The following is a 16,128-nucleotide window of genomic DNA, read 5'->3' on the forward strand; positions in this document are numbered from 1 at the left end:
TTCATTCCCTAACCCCTTAGGTTTTCATCAACCTAAGGGGTTTTTTTGTTGTTTGGAAAAAGTACTAGCATATATCGAAGAAGAATATGTAAAGTGAAGCAAAAATGAAATTATATTGAAATATAAAATATTCCCCTATTCTTTTTAATCATATACATAATTTATACACGTACACTATAGGCTGTTATATATTAACGAGGAAGAAAAGGCGTATTCAATGTATAAATGCTCCTGATATAGTAGTTTAAATAATTAAAAAATTCAGTTGACTTGATTTTATGAGAGCGGTTACAATCAAGAGAGTTATTCTTCATATAATAAAAGAAGGGGGATTTTATTTTTTAAAACTGAGCGAACGCTCAGTTGGGGGATGGGAAATTAGAATTTAATTGAAATGGGGGATACGATGAAAGCGTATAAAAAGGAAGTTCAGTTTACAATTTGGATGACAGCCGCCTTTATATTAGTGGGTAACGTGGGATTAATATTCTCAGTGTTTCCTGTAGATGCTATGCTATTCGGTTTTCCGGTCATGTATATTGTTCCGATTTTAATGGGCTGGTTTGGTGTTTTCATATTAACCATAGTAGCTGGGAAAATTGGAAATCGTATTGATGATGAAATCGATAGTGAAAACGATGCGCTTGGAGTTTCAGGCGAAGTAAAGGATGTGTAGATGATGGAAGCACAAAACTGGCAATTATCCAATCCAATTCTCGGTTTAGCAGTTGTAGGAGCAACTTTTTTATTATTTTATATCGTTGGATTTGTATCCAATCGGAAAAGTGCATCAGCTAAAGACCTATACATAGGTGGCGGGAACGTTGGAGCTTTTACTAATGGCTTAGCGATGGCATCGACTTACATGAGTTTGGCAACATTTCTTGGGATTACAGCATTAATTCTTAAATTACAGGTGCCATTTATCATGCTATGGATTCAATTGATTTTAGCGATTCCATTAATCACTATTATTTATGGGACTAGCCTTCGTCGAATGGGTGCTTTCTCGCCAACTCATTTTATCCGTGATCGATATGGTGTAACGGCTTCTATTATCGCTGCTCTTTTCATGATATTAGTTTCTGTTATGTATGCTTTAGGACAAATGATTGGAATCGCGATTACATTTGAAACCTTACTTGGAATTCCTTATTTAACTGGACTTTTTGTTTTTGGGCTACTTATTGTGGGATATATCACAATTGGTGGTATGGCCGGAGCAACAAACAATGCTGCGATTCAAATGGTTATTATCGCGTTAATGTTTATCATCCCGCTTGGTGCCATTATGAAAGCAATTGGAGCATCCGGATGGTATTTCCCGCCACTCTTTTATGCGGACATGGTTCCGGCGATGCTGGACTCGTTGCCAACTTTCTTTGACTATCAATTTTCACCTAAATGGTATTTCTCTATTATTCCAGCTTTAACCATTGGAGCTTTAGGATTACCCCACTTAGCGATGCGTGTTTATACTGCATCTAGCTTGAAAAGTGCGCGCTCTGCAATGGTTTGGTTCGCTTTTATCCTTGGATTAGTTTTCTCAGCAACTTATGCCATGGGCTTTGTAGGCGTTTTTGCCACAACTACTGAAGGTTTAGTGATTTCAGAAGGTGATGCTGATAAGTTAACGATTATTTTGAACTTGGTTTATAACCCGGAATGGGTAACGGCACTTGTCATTGCAGGAGCTATTTCAGCAGGACTATCAACATTGAGCGGTAATTTGTTAGCGATTGGTGCCTTGATTTCACAAGATATTATCGCAACGTTAAAGCCAAATATTCCTCAACGCCTAAGTCTACGTATCGGCTTTATTGCAATTTTTGCGGGCGGGTTGGTTAGTATTTTGCTAGCAATCGAACCTCCGGCTTTCTTAGTAGTTAGTATTTTGTGGGCATTCGGTTTAGCTGGAGTCACAAATGCTCCGCTAATTATTGTTGGAGTTTGGTGGAAAGAAGCCAATAAATTTGGAGCTATTGCCGCTTCGATCGTTGGTGGTGCGGTTTACATCATCGTATCGCCATTCGTTTTTCCAAGTATTGTATTGACTGGGCACGGAGTTACAGATGGGATGGGATTATCAGGTGCAATGCTTGCTGTACCGATCAGTTTCATTTTACTAATTGTCGTTTCGTATATTACGAACCGTATGCCAGGTTTACAAGGAAAACTGACAAAGCAATCTGATATCGAATTGATTGAACGCATTCACGGGTGGAGAGATATCAAATCATATCGTTATAACAGTACGGTTGGTGCTGGTGTAACAGTGGTCGTTTCAGCGGCTGTTGCAATATGGGCATTGATGCCTTGGGGAATGTAGAAGATGAAAGAGAAGGTGAGTAAAATGGTCGGGAAAATGGTTGCCTTAAATGATTCATCTTTTCGGTCATTTTTAGCATTACCGAAAACACAATGGGTGAGTAATCTATTGCTGTTCATCGTTGGTTTGGGCTATGGCGCGATTTCAATCGCGTCAAATGCCTCATACATAGCAAGTTTCGATTCAGCTGTATTGCAAAATTTCTTTGTACCAGCAATTTTTCTTTTGTTTGGATTGCTCATGGCGTTTATTACGAAAATTGGTCTCGCTTTGCTATTGTGGGCAGGGGCGAAAGCTTTTGGTGGAAAAGGGCTATTACGGGATATTAACCAATCGGCACCTGTAGCTTTACTACCAGGTCTTCTTGGTGCCCCATATTTAGTCGGAGCTGGGAACGGTCATCCGCTGGTTTATGTACTACTTGTAATAGGAATTGTTTGGATGTATCTCGTATCCGTTAAAATTATTAAAACAACTCAAAATTTCACATCAGCGAAAGCTTATTTGGCAGCGTTGGCGGCATTCGCTTTTTTAGCGAGTGTTTACTATTTAATCATACCGCCAGCATGAAGAAAATTAGAATGGGGGCTATCTTATGGAATTCAAAGATTTAATTGCACCGGAGCAGTACAATATTACTTCGGAATTGGAAGAGTACAAAGAAGACAGTGAGCGATTGGCCATTAGATGGTTAGATAGCGAAGGCAATCGCGAAGATCTTTCTTATAAAGAGCTCATCGATAAAATGAATCAATACGCTCAAGCTTTGCTAAAGCTGGGGATTGAAAAAGGGGACCGTATGCTAATTATTCTTCCGCGTATTCCGGAAGCGTACATTACGTATTTAGCTTGCTTACGTGCGGGAATCGTAGCGATACCATGTTCTGAAATGCTCCGCAAAAAAGATTTAGTCTACCGGATGCATCATTCGGAAGCAAAAGGAATTGTGGCACATTATAAAACGACTGCTGAAACCAATTCGATTGATGAAGAACTTGAAGCATTAAACAATAAACTGATTATCGGCGGCAAAGAAGAAGGCTGGCAATCTTTTGAGGAGCTAGCAGAAAAAGAGTCGCCAAATTTCGATGCTGTCGTCACAAATCGTGAAGATATGGCGTTCTTGTCTTATACATCAGGAACAACCGGCAATCCAAAAGGCGTAGTACACGTTCATGGTTGGGGTTATGCCCATGTACGGACAGCAGCAACAAAATGGCTTGGCGTTAAAAGTGGCGATATGGTTTGGGCAACGGCAGCTCCGGGTTGGCAAAAGTGGATTTGGAGTCCATTCCTATCAACTATTACATTAGGTGCTACAGCTTTTGTCTACAACGGACCGTTTGATGCATTAAAATACTTAGATTTACTAAAAACTGAAGAAATCAACGTTCTTTGCTGTACGCCAACAGAATATCGGATTATGGCAAAAGTAGAGAATCTCGATTCTTACAAATTGCCAGAGTTAAGATCTGCCGTGTCTGCTGGAGAGCCTTTAAACCGACAAGTAATCGAAGCGTTCCAACAAGCATTTAATTTAAATGTTCGCGATGGCTATGGACAAACAGAAAACACGTTACTCGTTGGAACTCTGCAAGACATGGAAGTGAAAGCAGGGTCGATGGGCAAGCCAACACCAGGTAATCCAGTTGATATCATTAATGATGAAGGCAATCCGACAGCGGTAGGTGAAGTAGGAGATATTGCTGTTCACCGCGATTGTCCGGCTTTATTCCGTGAGTATTACCGTGATTCTGAGCGAACACAAGCTGCTTTCCGTGGTGATTGGTACTTAACGGGAGACCAAGCATCGCGCGATGAAGATGGCTACTTCTGGTTTGAAGGAAGAAGTGATGACATTATCATCAGCTCAGGTTATACTATTGGACCTTTTGAAGTTGAAGATGCATTAATGAAGCATGAAGCAATTCAAGAATGTGCTGTGGTTGCTGCACCTGATGAAATTCGGGGCAATATCGTTAAAGCTTATGTTGTGTTGCGAAATGCTCAAGATTTTCCGGATAAAGATGCGTTAGTTAAACAATTACAAGACCATGTGAAAGAAATCACAGCGCCTTATAAGTATCCGCGTGTCATTGAATTTCTAGAAGAACTGCCAAAAACCGCTTCGGGCAAAATTCGCCGCGTCGAGTTGCGAAAACTAAATGCATAATTAAAAAATGCCGGACAGCATCTAGACTGTCCGGCATTTTTTTCGTTTTATTTAGGAGGGACAATTAGTTTATGCTGAAATGCATAAATTACGGCTTGAGTTCGGTCATGAACTTCGAGTTTCGCGAGAATATTGCTGACATGCGTTTTAACCGTTTTGACCGCAATAAACAATTGATCGGAAATTTCTTGATTGGTTAAACCACGTGCGAGTAGCAGTAAAATTTCTATTTCACGTTCAGTTAACTCATCATGAAGAACTCGTTCATGACGCATTTGTTTCATCATTTTGGTCATTACTTCTGGTTCGAGAACCGGTGTACCGTTCATAGTTTCTCGAATCGAATCGGCAATCCGTGAAGCTTTTGACGTTTTTAAGATATAACTGACCGCTCCCGCTTGAAGTGCTGGGTATACTTTGTCATCATCGAGAAAACTTGTGACAATCATAATTTTAGCTTCTGGCCACTGGTCAATGATGGCTTTTGTCGCTTCTGCCCCGTTCATAATGGGCATCACCATATCCATTAAAATTAAATCAGGTCTTAAATTTAACGCCATTTGGAAAGCTTCTTGACCGTTTGTAGCTTCTCCTACGACTTCCATATCCTTTTGAGATTGCAAGTAAGCTGAGACACCTATGCGTACCATTTCATGGTCATCCACTAATAAGATTCGAATCATCAGTTTTCTTCCTTTCAATCGGAACTTTTACTTCTACAATGGTACCTTCAGAAGGGACAGAAACAATTTTGCTTGTCGCCCCGATTTCGATAGCGCGTTCTTCAATATGCTTTAAGCCGTAAGAAGTCGATTTGGATTGTTCGCTTTCAAATCCAACGCCGTTGTCTTGTATGCGCAAGATTGCGAAATTATCTCGCTCGACAAACAAAATATGAACTTCAGTGGCTTTCGAATGGCGCAATGTATTTGATAAAGTTTCTTGTGCAATACGGAACAAGTGATCTTCCGCCCCTTTTTGTAAAGGCACTTCTTCTAATTTGTGATCAATCGTAAAATACACTTTTTCTTTCAGTTCACTAACCAATTCAAACAAACCTTGACGCAAACTCTTGTCGTGAAGAGCAGCCGGGCGTAAATGCAAAAGCAACGCACGCATTTCTAGTTGAGCTTGTTGCACCATTTTTTCTGTTTGCAACAGCCCGGGTTGTGCATCTTCGCTCTCTGTCATAGACGACAACAACATTGAAGCAGCAAAAAGTTGTTGCGAAACAGAGTCATGCAATTCTCTTGCCAGTCGTTGTCGTTCCATGATCAAACGCTCTTGAATAATTTGGTCTTGTGTTTCGGCACGTTCGTTAGCAATCCGCGTTAAACTTTTACGCTGCGTTTCCAGAAGCTTTTGCAGTTTTAAAATAGAACTAGATAAATTCCGTGGCAAAGTTTTCATGTTCGCTGCTTGAACTACGGTGTTGTCTTCATTACGTAAAAGTGCTTGGAAAATTTCTTCGATTTCTTGTACTTTTGAACGTGATAACGATTCAGTCCACCACGAAATACCAACAGACAAAGCAAGCATAAGAACCAATAACCAAATGCCAAGCGGCAGTCCCGCGATAAAATCTTGCCATAAAACAGCCCAGCTCTTAAGTGAAGGCAAGCCAAGTAAAGCAAATAAAATGCTAAAAACAATTAAAGCAAACAGCGTAATAAAGAATAAGCTGCGCGGAAGTATTTGTCTCATCGGCGAATCACCTCGACATCTCCCATCCAAGTAGTCACAGAGACGATCAATTCAACTTTACTGCCCTCGTCTAGTGGATAGCCATCTTCTGCATGAAGGGTTCCGTTAATAATGCGTTTTTTGTCCCCATTGAAAAAGCGGGATTCACCGAGAAGTGTTGAATAAAAAACACGTACAGGAACTTCATAAGGAACAACAACTTGGATTTTCCCGAAACCTTGACGAATAGAAATGAGTGATGTTTTTTTAGGCAGTACCGTTTGCGTCGTATCCACTAAAATATCCCCGACAAATCCTTGGACATGTATGTCTTTCCATTCATATGCTTCTATTGGTGTACTTTGTGTAGATAGCACTTTGTTTTGAATAAGTCCTTTATCAGTTGCTTCGTAAATAGGAGCTGTTTGAAGCCAGTCATTGCCTTTCCATAAACGAAGCAACAAATATACGGCCAGGCTAAACACCATCAAGCGTAAACTCCACATCGACAAAATGGAAATCCCGATTAGAAAAGTACCTGCCCAAAAATAAGAACGGCGGTATTTTACTTTGTTTTTTAATGCATAGTAGATGGTTCCGATACCAAGAAGAATCAAAAACACACTGCCATTTTCAAAAAAGGCAGCTTCTACAAAGATTAAAAATAAGGCACTCAAAATAAGAAACGCTTGTTTGTTTGTTGAAAAATGCGGCATGATTTTGCCTCCTTCTTTGTATCAGAAAAAATGAGGAGAAGAAACCTTCTCCTCATTCTAGTTTAAACAAGTTCTTTTTGATTTACGCTCTTTTTCTCTAAAGATTCGAGACGGCGTTCCATCGCTGAGCGTTCATGACGTTCTTCAACTTTCGTACCCAGTGTCGTAATGTACGAAGTCATATCTTCAAAAGAGCCAATGCGTTCTGCAACAAGTTCAGGACTCAGTAGTTTGTCCATTTGGTAATGTGCTCGAGTAGCGTTTTCTTTGCCCATTAATTGAAGTTGTTTTACTTTCATGTCTTTTACTTTGTGTTTCATTTCTTCGTAGCGATGTTCTAAACCTGTTAGTTCCGCGATGTTTTCATCGAGGTTGTTTTGCAAAGTCGTTACACGTGCAGCATAAGTTTGAACTTCCATCGCTGCAAAGTCAGCAAGATCTTCTTCACCTGATGTTTGTGCCAAGTCGGATTGACTTTGGCGCTTATCGAACATAGCAGAAGCTTCAGCCAATTCTTTTTCTAGTTTATCATTTAACTGGGCTTGGCGTTCGACCCATTTTCCTGTAGCCGTTGTTTGGTTTTCTGCTTCTGTTATATAGCGATTGAGCAAGGCCAGTGGGTTTTTTTCTTCTTTTTTTGCGACGATGGCATCCACATCAGTTGTTACTGCAAATTTTAAACGTTCCCATAAAGTTATCATGTTTATTACCTCCCTATTTAGTTAACTTGTTCCATTGGTATTCAAAATTTGTAAATGGGTCACTTTCTTTTAAGTTATTAACCGAAACGCTTTGACCGTTCCATTTACGGTAAATCATCCACAGTCCTGCGAGTGCAGCGAGACCAATCAATGCAGGTACGTTAGAAATGGCAGAAACTGCACCAACAACGCCGACTGCTGCCCAAAATACTTTTGACCAAGTGGATAAGCTGCGTAAGTAATAATGCACACCTACGTAGACGACGACAGCAGATATTCCTAATGCGAATAAAGCACCGACATTGGAAACTGCGACGATTCCGGCAATAATGCCGAGTGTTACTAACCAAAATTTGTTCATGGTGTTTGCCTCCTCTTTAATTTGTAAGTTAATCATACTAAGAGAATGGTTTTTCCAATACGGTCTCTGACTGCATCTTTCACTAGGTCTTGAGGCGTAGAAGAGTCTAGGCGTTAGTCGTGCCGGAGGCTTGGGACAGGGGTGGGAAATGAATGTTCGGTTGAATCGGGTAGGTGAGAAAGTTGAACCTGGACACTTATAGAGTGAAAAAGAGTTCAATTGCGAAGGTTGTGAACTGAAATGCTATACTATTTTTTGTGATATGGAAAAAATGTTCCTTTCATATTAAAAGCGGACACTTTAGGAAAAGGAAGAGGCGTGTATATGAAGATAGTAGCCGGCATTGGGAGTACGTTATTAATTTATTCTACGCTTGTTGCGTATTTGGGTTGGGCAGTTTATGTCTGGCTCACAAGTTTTATAGAAAGTGTTAATCCGTGGCTATTTTCGGCTCTGTGGTTTGTGATTGCGTATAGTTATGTTATTGGCAGAATCGGTCATAAATGGCTTGGTTTTACGGTGCTTGGTTCTTATTGGTTTGCATTTTTACAATACGCTATTTTATTGATTCCATTGGCGAATATCGCTGCATTACTAGTAGAAACTAAAAATGATGTATTTTTTATTGGGTTGGCAACAGCACTTATCTTACTAGTATTATTCATAGTGGGTACATATTTAGCGTACAGTCCGGTTGTGCGAAAACTTGAAATTACAGTAGCAGGAAAATCAGAGGAGCCCCTCCATATGGTAATCGGATCTGATTTTCATTTAGGATTTTTGTCAGGAAAACGGCATTTGCAGCGTTTTGTAAATAAAACAAATGCGCTTGATCCAGATGTTGTGTTTCTAGCAGGGGATTTAGTAGACGATGATCCAGTTTGGTATGCACGGTACGGTATGTCTGAAGTGATGGAACAGCTAAAACCGTCGTTGGGCGTTTATGGTGTTTTGGGAAATCATGAGTACTACGGTAAGAAAATTCCGTTGTTAGTAAAAATGATGGAAAAGTCAGGTGTGAAAATTTTGCAAGACGAAACCCTTTTGATTGCAGATCGTTTTTATTTAACAGGACGTGAGGACCGGACGAATAATAACCGGGTTTCATTAGCTGAATTGAAACCAGAAGGAAATAACTTGCCTTGGATTGTGATGGATCATACGCCAGCAGACTTAAAAAAACCAAGTGAACTTGGTGTGGATTTTCACATGTCAGGTCATACGCATAAAGGCCAAATGTGGCCCAATCATTTATTGACAAAGCGCATTTTTGAATTAGATTATGGGTATCGTTTATTGAGAGGGACGCATTTTCTTGTGTCTTCTGGATTTGGTTTTTGGGGACCTCCACTTCGTATCGGGAGTCGCTCAGAATTATGGTCGGTCACAATGAATTTTCGATCACCATCTTAAAAAGGAGTGTTTAGATGGAAGAGTGGATTACTTCGGTCATGTCCGATTATGGCTATTTTGGTATCTTTTTTCTCATTCTGTTAGAAAATATATTTCCCCCGATTCCGTCAGAAGTGGTTTTGACGGTCGGCGGATTTATGACGACCACTACGACCATGACCATTCCAGGAGTAATAGCAGCTTCAACGGCTGGCTCTGTGAGTGGAGCGATGATGTTGTATGGCGTTGGATTACTTTTAGATGTAGAACGACTGGAGAAAATTATTGATAAGTATGGCAATTGGCTGCGCGTGAAAAAAGAAGATATACATAAAGCGGATAGTTGGTTCGACCGCTTTGGTGTTTGGACGGTGTTTTTCGGAAGGTTAGTTCCGTTAGTACGTAGTTTGATTTCGATTCCAGCGGGAATGTCGAATATGAAAGTATGGCTATTTATTATCTTTAGTACACTTGGCACTTTGCTATGGAATACTATTTTAGTGTTCGTGGGCGAAGCGGTGGGAGAAAACCGACAACAAATTATGCGCCAATTATCGCTTTATTCGAACGCAGTTTATGTCTTAATCGCATTTAGCGTTATAGCGGCTGTTTGGTATTACATTAGAAAAACAAGATTAAGTAATAAGTAGAAAACTGCTGGCAATTGCCGGGAGTTTTTTTAATTGTTATAATTGTGTAACAATAAGGGACGGAGGATGGTTATGAAGCCGATTGTATTCATTACTCAAAAGTTACCAGATCAAGCAGTAGCCGAATTAGAAGAACAATACGAAGTCCGAATGTGGCCGGAAGAAAATACACCTGCTCCGCGTGAGAAATTGCTTGAAGAAGCTAAAGAAGCGCATGCGCTTTGGACCATGTTGTCTGATCGAGTGGATAGCGAGGTTTTTGAAGCTGCCCCTAACTTGAAAATTGTTAGTAATTTAGCGGTTGGCTACAATAATATCGATCTAGAAGCCGCACACAAACATGGTGTGACGGTTACGAATACACCAGATGTATTAACGGAATCGACTGCAGATTTGACCTTTGCCTTATTATTGGCCACTGCTCGAAGAGTGATAGAAGCAGAAAAAGCAGTTCGCTCAGGAGATTGGCAGTCATGGACACCAATGGGAATGACGGGACAAAACGTGGGTGGGGCTACGCTTGGGATTATCGGAATGGGTCGTATCGGTGAAGCTGTAGCTCGACGTGCCAAAGGATTCGGGATGGACATTTTGTATCACAATCGGACGCGAAGAAATTTAGAAGACGTTCGTTATGCCGAATTTGAGGAATTGTTGAAAACCTCAGATTATGTTGTGATTTTAACGCCTTTGACGCCTGAAACAAAAGGCATGATTGGTGCAAAAGAATTGGCAATGATGAAAGAGAGTGCTTGTTTGATCAATGTAGCTAGAGGTGGCATCGTTGATGAAATGGCATTATATGAAGCCTTAAAAGAAAAACAAATTTGGGGTGCAGGTTTGGATGTGTTTGAACAAGAACCAGTGCCTATAGATCATCCTTTGCTGACATTACCCAATGTAACGGTATTACCACATATCGGCAGTGCTACAGTCCAAACGCGTCTTGAAATGATGGCATTAAACGCAGAAGCAATTAAAGCTTGCTTTGAAAACAAATCAGTTAAAAACAGAGTTTGCTAAATATAGACCTATGAGCAGCAGTTGTATAGCTGCTTTTTTTAGTTTTAAAAATCATATGTGTAAAACACGCTTATCTTGCAAGAGTTGAAGTTTGCAGCTATTTGTTATAAAATGATTGAGGTTTTTACTGCTTTTTTGTAACAGAACCAAATAGAGAAAATAGGAGGTATGATTCATGCAAAATCATACACACAATGTTTTACTTTACTATCTATATACACCGATTGAAGATCCAGAAGCTTTTGCAGTTGAGCATTTAGCAGCATGCAAAGAGTTAGAGTTGAAAGGCCGTATCCTTGTTTCAGAAGAAGGGATCAATGGTACATGTTCAGGAACAATTGAACAAACTGAAGCTTATATGGATATGATGAAAAACGATTCGCGCTTCTCAGCCATCTCTTTTAAAATCGATGATGCTGAAGGACATGCGTTTAAAAAAATGCACGTTCGTGCGAAAGCGGAAATCGTTCACCTTGGACTTGAAGACGACATCAACCCGAACGAGCTAACAGGTACTTACTTAGAACCGAAAGAATTTTATAAACAAATGCAAGAGCAAGATACAATTGTATTAGATGCACGAAATGATTACGAATATGACCTAGGGCATTTCCGTAATGCAGTTCGTCCTGATATTGAAAACTTCCGCGATCTTCCAGAATGGATTCGTGACAACAAAGAACAATTTGAAGGTAAGAAAATTTTGACTTATTGTACAGGCGGAATCCGTTGTGAAAAATTCTCTGGCTGGCTGAAAAAAGAAGGTTTTGAAGATGTTTCTCAACTTCACGGGGGTATCGTTACTTACGGTAAAGATCCTGAAGTTAAAGGTGAACTATGGGACGGCCAATTATACGTCTTTGATGAGCGAATTGCAGTACCGGTAAACCAAGTTGAGCACGTCATTGTTGGGAAAGACCATTTTACAGGCGAACCTTGCGAACGCTACGTAAACTGTGCAAATCCAGAATGTAATGCGAAAATCTTAACATCTGAAGAAAATGAGCATAAATATATGCGTTCATGTTCAGACGAATGTCGCGAACACCCACGTAACCGTTATGCATTTGAACATGGTTTAACGGGAGAACAAGTACAAGTGCGTCTGGATGCATTAAAAGAAACAACTAGAGTATAAGACGAAAGGTGTTGGAATAGATTTATTCCAACACCTTCTTTTTTCATTCAATTATTTTTCAACTTCTTCCTGGCACTCAAAACAGACCAGTTCTCCATCCACATAAACCCCATCTAAAAAACCATCACGGCAATAAACGTCTTTACCACAATTACTGCACGGTCCGATGAGTTCAAGCATCTTGCAAACCTTCTGCATAGACGTACATGGCGTCTTTTAAGTATTTAGCCAAACCTTGTCCATGTTGATCGATGTTGCTTGCAAAGCGGCTATCTGATGCGTATAAATCACCCAGTCCACGGAACATTTTTGGTGAACATTCGTAAAAACGGTTCAACAAAGTATAATAAGCTTTCATTTCTTTTTGAACTGCCGCTGTCTGTGGAGGCAAATGCATCAAGCTAGCGACCATATTATAAATGCGATCCCCTTCACGATTGATTTCTTCTAAATCTTCTTCTTCTTTTTCTACTACTGGTTCGCTTGTTACTGACACAATTTCTTCAGATATAACTGTTTCAACCGGCGCAACGGCAACAGCGACTGCTGATTCCTGATGAATTTCAGCAGTTGCAAAAGAATTTTCTTTTTGTAGTTCAAGAGGGTCTGTAATAGAACTTATTTCAGATTTTTGGTATTTCTCCATTAAATCTTCAGCTTTACTGCTAGCAAAAGCAGAAAAACGTTCTTGGTCTGTCAAACTGTTAAAACCTTGTAACTCTTGCTGAGTACGCTCTGCATTTTTGATCAGCTCTTCAATACGCTGCTGCTTTTGTGCCAACAAGTCGATATGCTGCGATAATGCATATTCACGATCAAAGCCATCCGCCACAAGTTCTTGAATTTTCTTTAATGAGAAATTCAGTTCTTTCAAAAATAAAATCTGTTGAAGCAATTTCAAATCTTCTCCGTTGTAATAACGATATCGGTTTGTTCCAATATTTGAAGGTTTTAATAAACCAATGCTGTCATAGTGGTGGAGAGTACGAACACTGACACCCGCTATTTTTGCTACTTCTTGTACTTTGTACAATCTAATCACCTCTCTCTTTAAAATACACTATAACGCACCGTTAGTGTCAATAGTTTAGTGAAAAAGACGTTAAAATGTATTGTTTTTGTCTTATTTAAAATTGGTGAATCAACTAAAAAATTATTTTTCTATATAAATTGAGTATTCTAATAGTAAAATACAGAAATTTCAGATATCTCCTACTATTTTCTAGAAAACTATGAAATAATGAAGGTGAAAGCGTTATCAAAAGCTAGTACATGAAAGGGGCAATGACGATGAAATTAACTAATTTTGTGAATGGCCAATGGCAACAAACAGAACAGGCGGAATTTAGACCTGTTTTGAATCCGGCAAATGGAGAAGAGCTGGCACAAGTCCGAATGTCTACAGCACAAGATGTTGATTTAGCAGTGAAAGCTGCAGTAATCGCACAGAAAAAATGGGCAAAAGTACCGGCGCCAAAACGCGCAGATTATTTATATGAAATAGGTCGATTGATGAAAGAGCGAAAAGAACATTTAGCTCAAGTACTAACGAAAGAAATGGGTAAAGTTATTGAAGAAGGTCGTGGCGAAGTCCAAGAAGGAATCGATATGGCTTATTATATGGCTGGAGAAGGAAGACGGATGTTTGGTGAAACGACACCATCAGAACTAGGAGACAAGTTTGCGATGAGTATTCGGTCGCCAATTGGAGTGGTCGGATTAATCACTCCTTGGAATTTTCCTGTAGCAATTGCAACGTGGAAATCGTTTCCCGCAATTGTAGGAGGCAATACATTTATATGGAAACCAGCAACGGAAACACCAATGATGGCCTATGAAATGGCGAAAATCTTTGAAGAAGTGGGGCTTCCAGAAGGTGTGGCGAATATTGTGTTTGGAGCCGGTTCAGAAGTTGGGACCGCACTTTTAGAACATAAAGATGTGCGAGTGATTTCATTTACTGGATCAACCGAAACCGGTCGCAAAGTGGCAGAAGCGGGTGGGCGCAATTTGAAGAAAGTGTCACTTGAAATGGGCGGGAAAAATGCCGTAATTGTCATGGAAGATGCTGATTTGGATTTAGCTGTAGAAGGAATTCTTTGGAGCGCATTTGGTACAGCGGGACAACGGTGTACGGCTTGTAGCCGTGTAATTGTGCATAAAGACGTTAAAGAAGAGCTTCAAAAACGATTGTTAACGAAAATGGACACACTGACAATTGGAGATGGCGCCGATGAAAGCATTAAAATTGGTCCAGTCATCAATCGAAAAGCTATCGAAAAAATTCATTCTTATATTGAAATCGGTCAGCAAGAAGGTGCAACTCTGCTTGTCGGGGGAGAAATTTTAACAGGTGGCATCTACGATAAAGGGAACTATTACGCTCCGACATTGTTTACGGATGTAAAACCAGACATGCGCATAGCGCAGGAAGAGATTTTTGGTCCAGTCGTTTCAATTATTGAAGTAGCAAGTTTAGATGAAGCGATTGAAGTGAACAATGGTGTAATTTACGGTTTATCCAGTTCGATTTATACCGCGGATGTAAACCGGGCATTTAAAGCACAGCGCGATTTAGATACGGGTATCGTCTATATTAATGCGGGGACAACAGGAGCAGAAATTCATTTGCCTTTCGGCGGAACTAAAGGGACGGGAAATGGGCATCGCGATTCAGGAGTTGCAGCATTAGATGTCTTTACTGAATGGAAAAGTGTGTATGTTGATTACAGTGGGAAATTGCAACGTGCTCAAATCGATAACGAAACATGATAGAAAGGGGATGGGGAGATGAAAGTCGTTGTATTAGGTGCAGGGTTAATGGGGAAACAAGCGGCTAGAGATTTAGTTGCCGATAAAGATGTTGAAAAGGTCTATTTAGCCGATCGAAACAAAGATCAAACGATGCTTTTCAAAGATAAGTTAGGTGATAGTAAGTTAGAAGTTTTAGAGTTAGACGCCAGTGATGACGAGGCTTTAGCAGCAGCAATTTCCAAAGGAGATATTGTTATCAATGCATTATTTTACACATTTAATGAAAAAGTGGCGGCTACTGCACTTTCATGTGGCGTGCATTCGGTCGACTTAGGTGGCCACATAGGTGGAGCTACAGACGCAGTACTTGAAATGCACGAAAAAGCGCAGAAAAAAGGTGTGACACTCATCCCTGATTTAGGAGTAGCTCCCGGAATGATCAACATTTTGACTGGATATGGTGCAAGTAAACTTGACCAAGTGTCAGATATTCGCTTGTTTGTTGGGGGCATTCCGGTTCATCCTGAACCTCCACTAGAATACAATCATGTCTTTTCATTAGAAGGGGTGTTTGATCACTACACTGACAAATCGCATGTTATTCGTGACGGAAAGTTGCTCGAAGTTGAATCTTTATCGGAAATTGAACATGTACAATTTGAAGATTTTGGAAAACTAGAAGCTTTTCATACTTCTGGAGGAACATCGACGTTAACGGAGACATTTAGTGACATCAATTCATTGGAATACAAAACTCTACGTTATAAAGGACATGCCGAGAAATTTAAATTGTTGGTTGAACTAGGTCTGACGGATCGAACAAAAACAGTGATAGTCGATAATCGAGAAGTAAATCTTCGGGCGGTCTTAAAAGCTGTACTTGAGCCCATAACAGAACTCGGAGATAAACAAGACGCTGTTGTTTTACGAGTGATGGTGTCAGGTGTGAAGGCAGGAGAGGAAGTTACGTACGAATACAATATGGTGACGATAAAAGACCAAGAAACAGGTGTTACTGCGATGGCGCGTGCGACAGCCTATACTATTTCCGTAGTAGCACAAATGATTGGTAAGGGGATTATCGATAAGCGAGGAGCCTATCCTCCTGAGATGATTGTCCCGGGAGAAGAATATATTGCGGAAATGGCAAAGCGTGGAGTTGAAATTAAAGAAACCATTCACCGCTCGGCTTTTCAAAACTAAAAGAT

The 16,128-nt window shown here is 40.1% G+C and carries 17 protein-coding genes; 10 read left to right on the forward strand and 7 right to left on the reverse strand.

The window, feature by feature from the left end; genetic code table 11:
* The first annotated feature begins 406 nt into the window (after positions 1-406).
* The 4 genes from MLE13_RS07155 to mbcS are packed head-to-tail and all read left to right on the forward strand — an operon-like array spanning position 407 to position 4,502.
* The gene (locus MLE13_RS07155) at positions 407-676 is read left to right on the forward strand and encodes a hypothetical protein (protein WP_240748981.1); all 270 of its coding nucleotides are present in this window, start codon (positions 407-409) and stop codon (positions 674-676) included.
* Between the two features lie 3 nt (positions 677-679).
* Positions 680-2,329 carry a sodium:solute symporter family transporter gene (locus MLE13_RS07160; protein ID WP_240748982.1) on the forward strand — a complete coding sequence of 550 codons (1,650 nt, stop codon included), beginning with the start codon at positions 680-682 and terminating at the stop codon, positions 2,327-2,329.
* Between the two features lie 3 nt (positions 2,330-2,332).
* The gene (locus tag MLE13_RS07165) at positions 2,333-2,899 is read left to right on the forward strand and encodes a hypothetical protein (RefSeq protein WP_240748983.1); all 567 of its coding nucleotides are present in this window, start codon (positions 2,333-2,335) and stop codon (positions 2,897-2,899) included.
* Between the two features lie 25 nt (positions 2,900-2,924).
* Positions 2,925-4,502 carry an acyl-CoA synthetase MbcS gene (gene mbcS, locus MLE13_RS07170; RefSeq protein WP_240748985.1) on the forward strand — a complete coding sequence of 526 codons (1,578 nt, stop codon included), beginning with the start codon at positions 2,925-2,927 and terminating at the stop codon, positions 4,500-4,502.
* A 47-nt stretch (positions 4,503-4,549) separates the two neighbouring features.
* On the opposite strand, the gene MLE13_RS07175 is transcribed toward mbcS, so the two are convergent.
* The 5 genes from MLE13_RS07175 to MLE13_RS07195 form a co-directional block, all read right to left on the reverse strand.
* Positions 4,550-5,185 (reverse strand): response regulator transcription factor, encoded by a 636-nt coding sequence (locus MLE13_RS07175; protein ID WP_240748987.1) that lies wholly within the window; start codon positions 5,183-5,185, stop codon positions 4,550-4,552.
* A complete protein-coding gene (locus tag MLE13_RS07180; protein ID WP_240748989.1) occupies positions 5,160-6,206 on the reverse strand; it encodes a sensor histidine kinase in 1,047 nt (348 codons plus the stop codon). The genes MLE13_RS07175 and MLE13_RS07180 overlap by 26 nt, the downstream gene beginning before the upstream one ends.
* Positions 6,203-6,901, reverse strand: coding sequence for a cell wall-active antibiotics response protein LiaF (gene liaF / locus MLE13_RS07185; protein WP_240748990.1), 699 nt, complete (start codon positions 6,899-6,901; stop codon positions 6,203-6,205). The genes MLE13_RS07180 and liaF overlap by 4 nt, the downstream gene beginning before the upstream one ends.
* 62 nt (positions 6,902-6,963) lie before the next feature.
* A complete protein-coding gene (locus tag MLE13_RS07190) occupies positions 6,964-7,602 on the reverse strand; it encodes a PspA/IM30 family protein (RefSeq protein WP_240748992.1) in 639 nt (212 codons plus the stop codon).
* Between the two features lie 13 nt (positions 7,603-7,615).
* The gene (locus MLE13_RS07195; RefSeq protein ID WP_240748993.1) at positions 7,616-7,963 is read right to left on the reverse strand and encodes an ABC transporter permease; all 348 of its coding nucleotides are present in this window, start codon (positions 7,961-7,963) and stop codon (positions 7,616-7,618) included.
* Between the two features lie 324 nt (positions 7,964-8,287).
* On the opposite strand from MLE13_RS07195, the gene MLE13_RS07200 reads away from it, so the two are divergent.
* The 4 genes from MLE13_RS07200 to MLE13_RS07215 all read left to right on the forward strand — a co-directional run bounded on the left by MLE13_RS07200 (position 8,288) and on the right by MLE13_RS07215 (position 12,166).
* Positions 8,288-9,376, forward strand: coding sequence for a metallophosphoesterase (locus tag MLE13_RS07200; RefSeq protein WP_240748995.1), 1,089 nt, complete (start codon positions 8,288-8,290; stop codon positions 9,374-9,376).
* Between the two features lie 14 nt (positions 9,377-9,390).
* Entirely contained in the window at positions 9,391-10,005 is a 615-nt protein-coding gene (locus MLE13_RS07205) for a DedA family protein (RefSeq protein ID WP_240748996.1), read from the forward strand.
* A 72-nt stretch (positions 10,006-10,077) separates the two neighbouring features.
* Positions 10,078-11,028 (forward strand): 2-hydroxyacid dehydrogenase, encoded by a 951-nt coding sequence (locus MLE13_RS07210; protein ID WP_240748997.1) that lies wholly within the window; start codon positions 10,078-10,080, stop codon positions 11,026-11,028.
* 175 nt (positions 11,029-11,203) lie between these two features.
* Positions 11,204-12,166 carry a rhodanese-related sulfurtransferase gene (locus tag MLE13_RS07215; RefSeq protein WP_240748999.1) on the forward strand — a complete coding sequence of 321 codons (963 nt, stop codon included), beginning with the start codon at positions 11,204-11,206 and terminating at the stop codon, positions 12,164-12,166.
* Positions 12,167-12,217: 51 nt separating this feature from the next.
* Here the strand turns inward: MLE13_RS07215 and MLE13_RS17985 are convergent, their stop codons facing one another.
* Together MLE13_RS17985 and MLE13_RS07220 are read right to left on the reverse strand one after the other, a co-directional pair.
* Positions 12,218-12,346: a hypothetical protein gene (locus tag MLE13_RS17985; RefSeq protein WP_008496796.1), complete on the reverse strand. Its 129-nt coding sequence runs from the start codon at positions 12,344-12,346 to the stop codon at positions 12,218-12,220.
* Positions 12,339-13,199: a MerR family transcriptional regulator gene (locus MLE13_RS07220; RefSeq protein ID WP_240749001.1), complete on the reverse strand. Its 861-nt coding sequence runs from the start codon at positions 13,197-13,199 to the stop codon at positions 12,339-12,341. Before MLE13_RS07220 ends, MLE13_RS17985 begins: the two co-directional genes overlap by 8 nt.
* 257 nt (positions 13,200-13,456) lie before the next feature.
* Between MLE13_RS07220 and MLE13_RS07225 the strand changes: the two genes are divergently transcribed.
* Together MLE13_RS07225 and MLE13_RS07230 are read left to right on the forward strand one after the other, a co-directional pair.
* Positions 13,457-14,938, forward strand: a complete 1,482-nt coding sequence (locus MLE13_RS07225) for an aldehyde dehydrogenase family protein (protein ID WP_240749003.1) — start codon at positions 13,457-13,459, stop codon at positions 14,936-14,938.
* An 18-nt stretch (positions 14,939-14,956) separates the two neighbouring features.
* On the forward strand, positions 14,957-16,123 hold the full coding sequence (locus MLE13_RS07230; protein ID WP_240749005.1) for a saccharopine dehydrogenase family protein: 1,167 nt from the start codon (positions 14,957-14,959) through the stop codon (positions 16,121-16,123).
* Positions 16,124-16,128: the final 5 nt, after the last annotated feature.

This window comes from Planococcus halocryophilus (assembly GCF_022489025.1).
Taxonomy (GTDB): Bacteria; Bacillota; Bacilli; order Bacillales_A; family Planococcaceae; genus Planococcus; species Planococcus halocryophilus_A.

Bases quoted from the DNA above. Each gene is read 5' to 3' on its own strand.
- MLE13_RS07155 (WP_240748981.1), top strand. From the start codon at position 407: ATGAAAGCGTATAAAAAGGAAGTTCAGTTTACAATTTGGATGACAGCC.
- MLE13_RS07160 (WP_240748982.1), top strand. From the start codon at position 680: ATGGAAGCACAAAACTGGCAATTATCCAATCCAATTCTCGGTTTAGCA.
- MLE13_RS07165 (WP_240748983.1), top strand. From the start codon at position 2,333: ATGAAAGAGAAGGTGAGTAAAATGGTCGGGAAAATGGTTGCCTTAAAT.
- mbcS (WP_240748985.1), top strand. From the start codon at position 2,925: ATGGAATTCAAAGATTTAATTGCACCGGAGCAGTACAATATTACTTCG.
- MLE13_RS07175 (WP_240748987.1), bottom strand. From the start codon at position 5,185: ATGATTCGAATCTTATTAGTGGATGACCATGAAATGGTACGCATAGGT.
- MLE13_RS07180 (WP_240748989.1), bottom strand. From the start codon at position 6,206: ATGAGACAAATACTTCCGCGCAGCTTATTCTTTATTACGCTGTTTGCT.
- liaF (WP_240748990.1), bottom strand. From the start codon at position 6,901: ATGCCGCATTTTTCAACAAACAAACAAGCGTTTCTTATTTTGAGTGCC.
- MLE13_RS07190 (WP_240748992.1), bottom strand. From the start codon at position 7,602: ATGATAACTTTATGGGAACGTTTAAAATTTGCAGTAACAACTGATGTG.
- MLE13_RS07195 (WP_240748993.1), bottom strand. From the start codon at position 7,963: ATGAACAAATTTTGGTTAGTAACACTCGGCATTATTGCCGGAATCGTC.
- MLE13_RS07200 (WP_240748995.1), top strand. From the start codon at position 8,288: ATGAAGATAGTAGCCGGCATTGGGAGTACGTTATTAATTTATTCTACG.
- MLE13_RS07205 (WP_240748996.1), top strand. From the start codon at position 9,391: ATGGAAGAGTGGATTACTTCGGTCATGTCCGATTATGGCTATTTTGGT.
- MLE13_RS07210 (WP_240748997.1), top strand. From the start codon at position 10,078: ATGAAGCCGATTGTATTCATTACTCAAAAGTTACCAGATCAAGCAGTA.
- MLE13_RS07215 (WP_240748999.1), top strand. From the start codon at position 11,204: ATGCAAAATCATACACACAATGTTTTACTTTACTATCTATATACACCG.
- MLE13_RS17985 (WP_008496796.1), bottom strand. From the start codon at position 12,346: ATGCTTGAACTCATCGGACCGTGCAGTAATTGTGGTAAAGACGTTTAT.
- MLE13_RS07225 (WP_240749003.1), top strand. From the start codon at position 13,457: ATGAAATTAACTAATTTTGTGAATGGCCAATGGCAACAAACAGAACAG.
- MLE13_RS07230 (WP_240749005.1), top strand. From the start codon at position 14,957: ATGAAAGTCGTTGTATTAGGTGCAGGGTTAATGGGGAAACAAGCGGCT.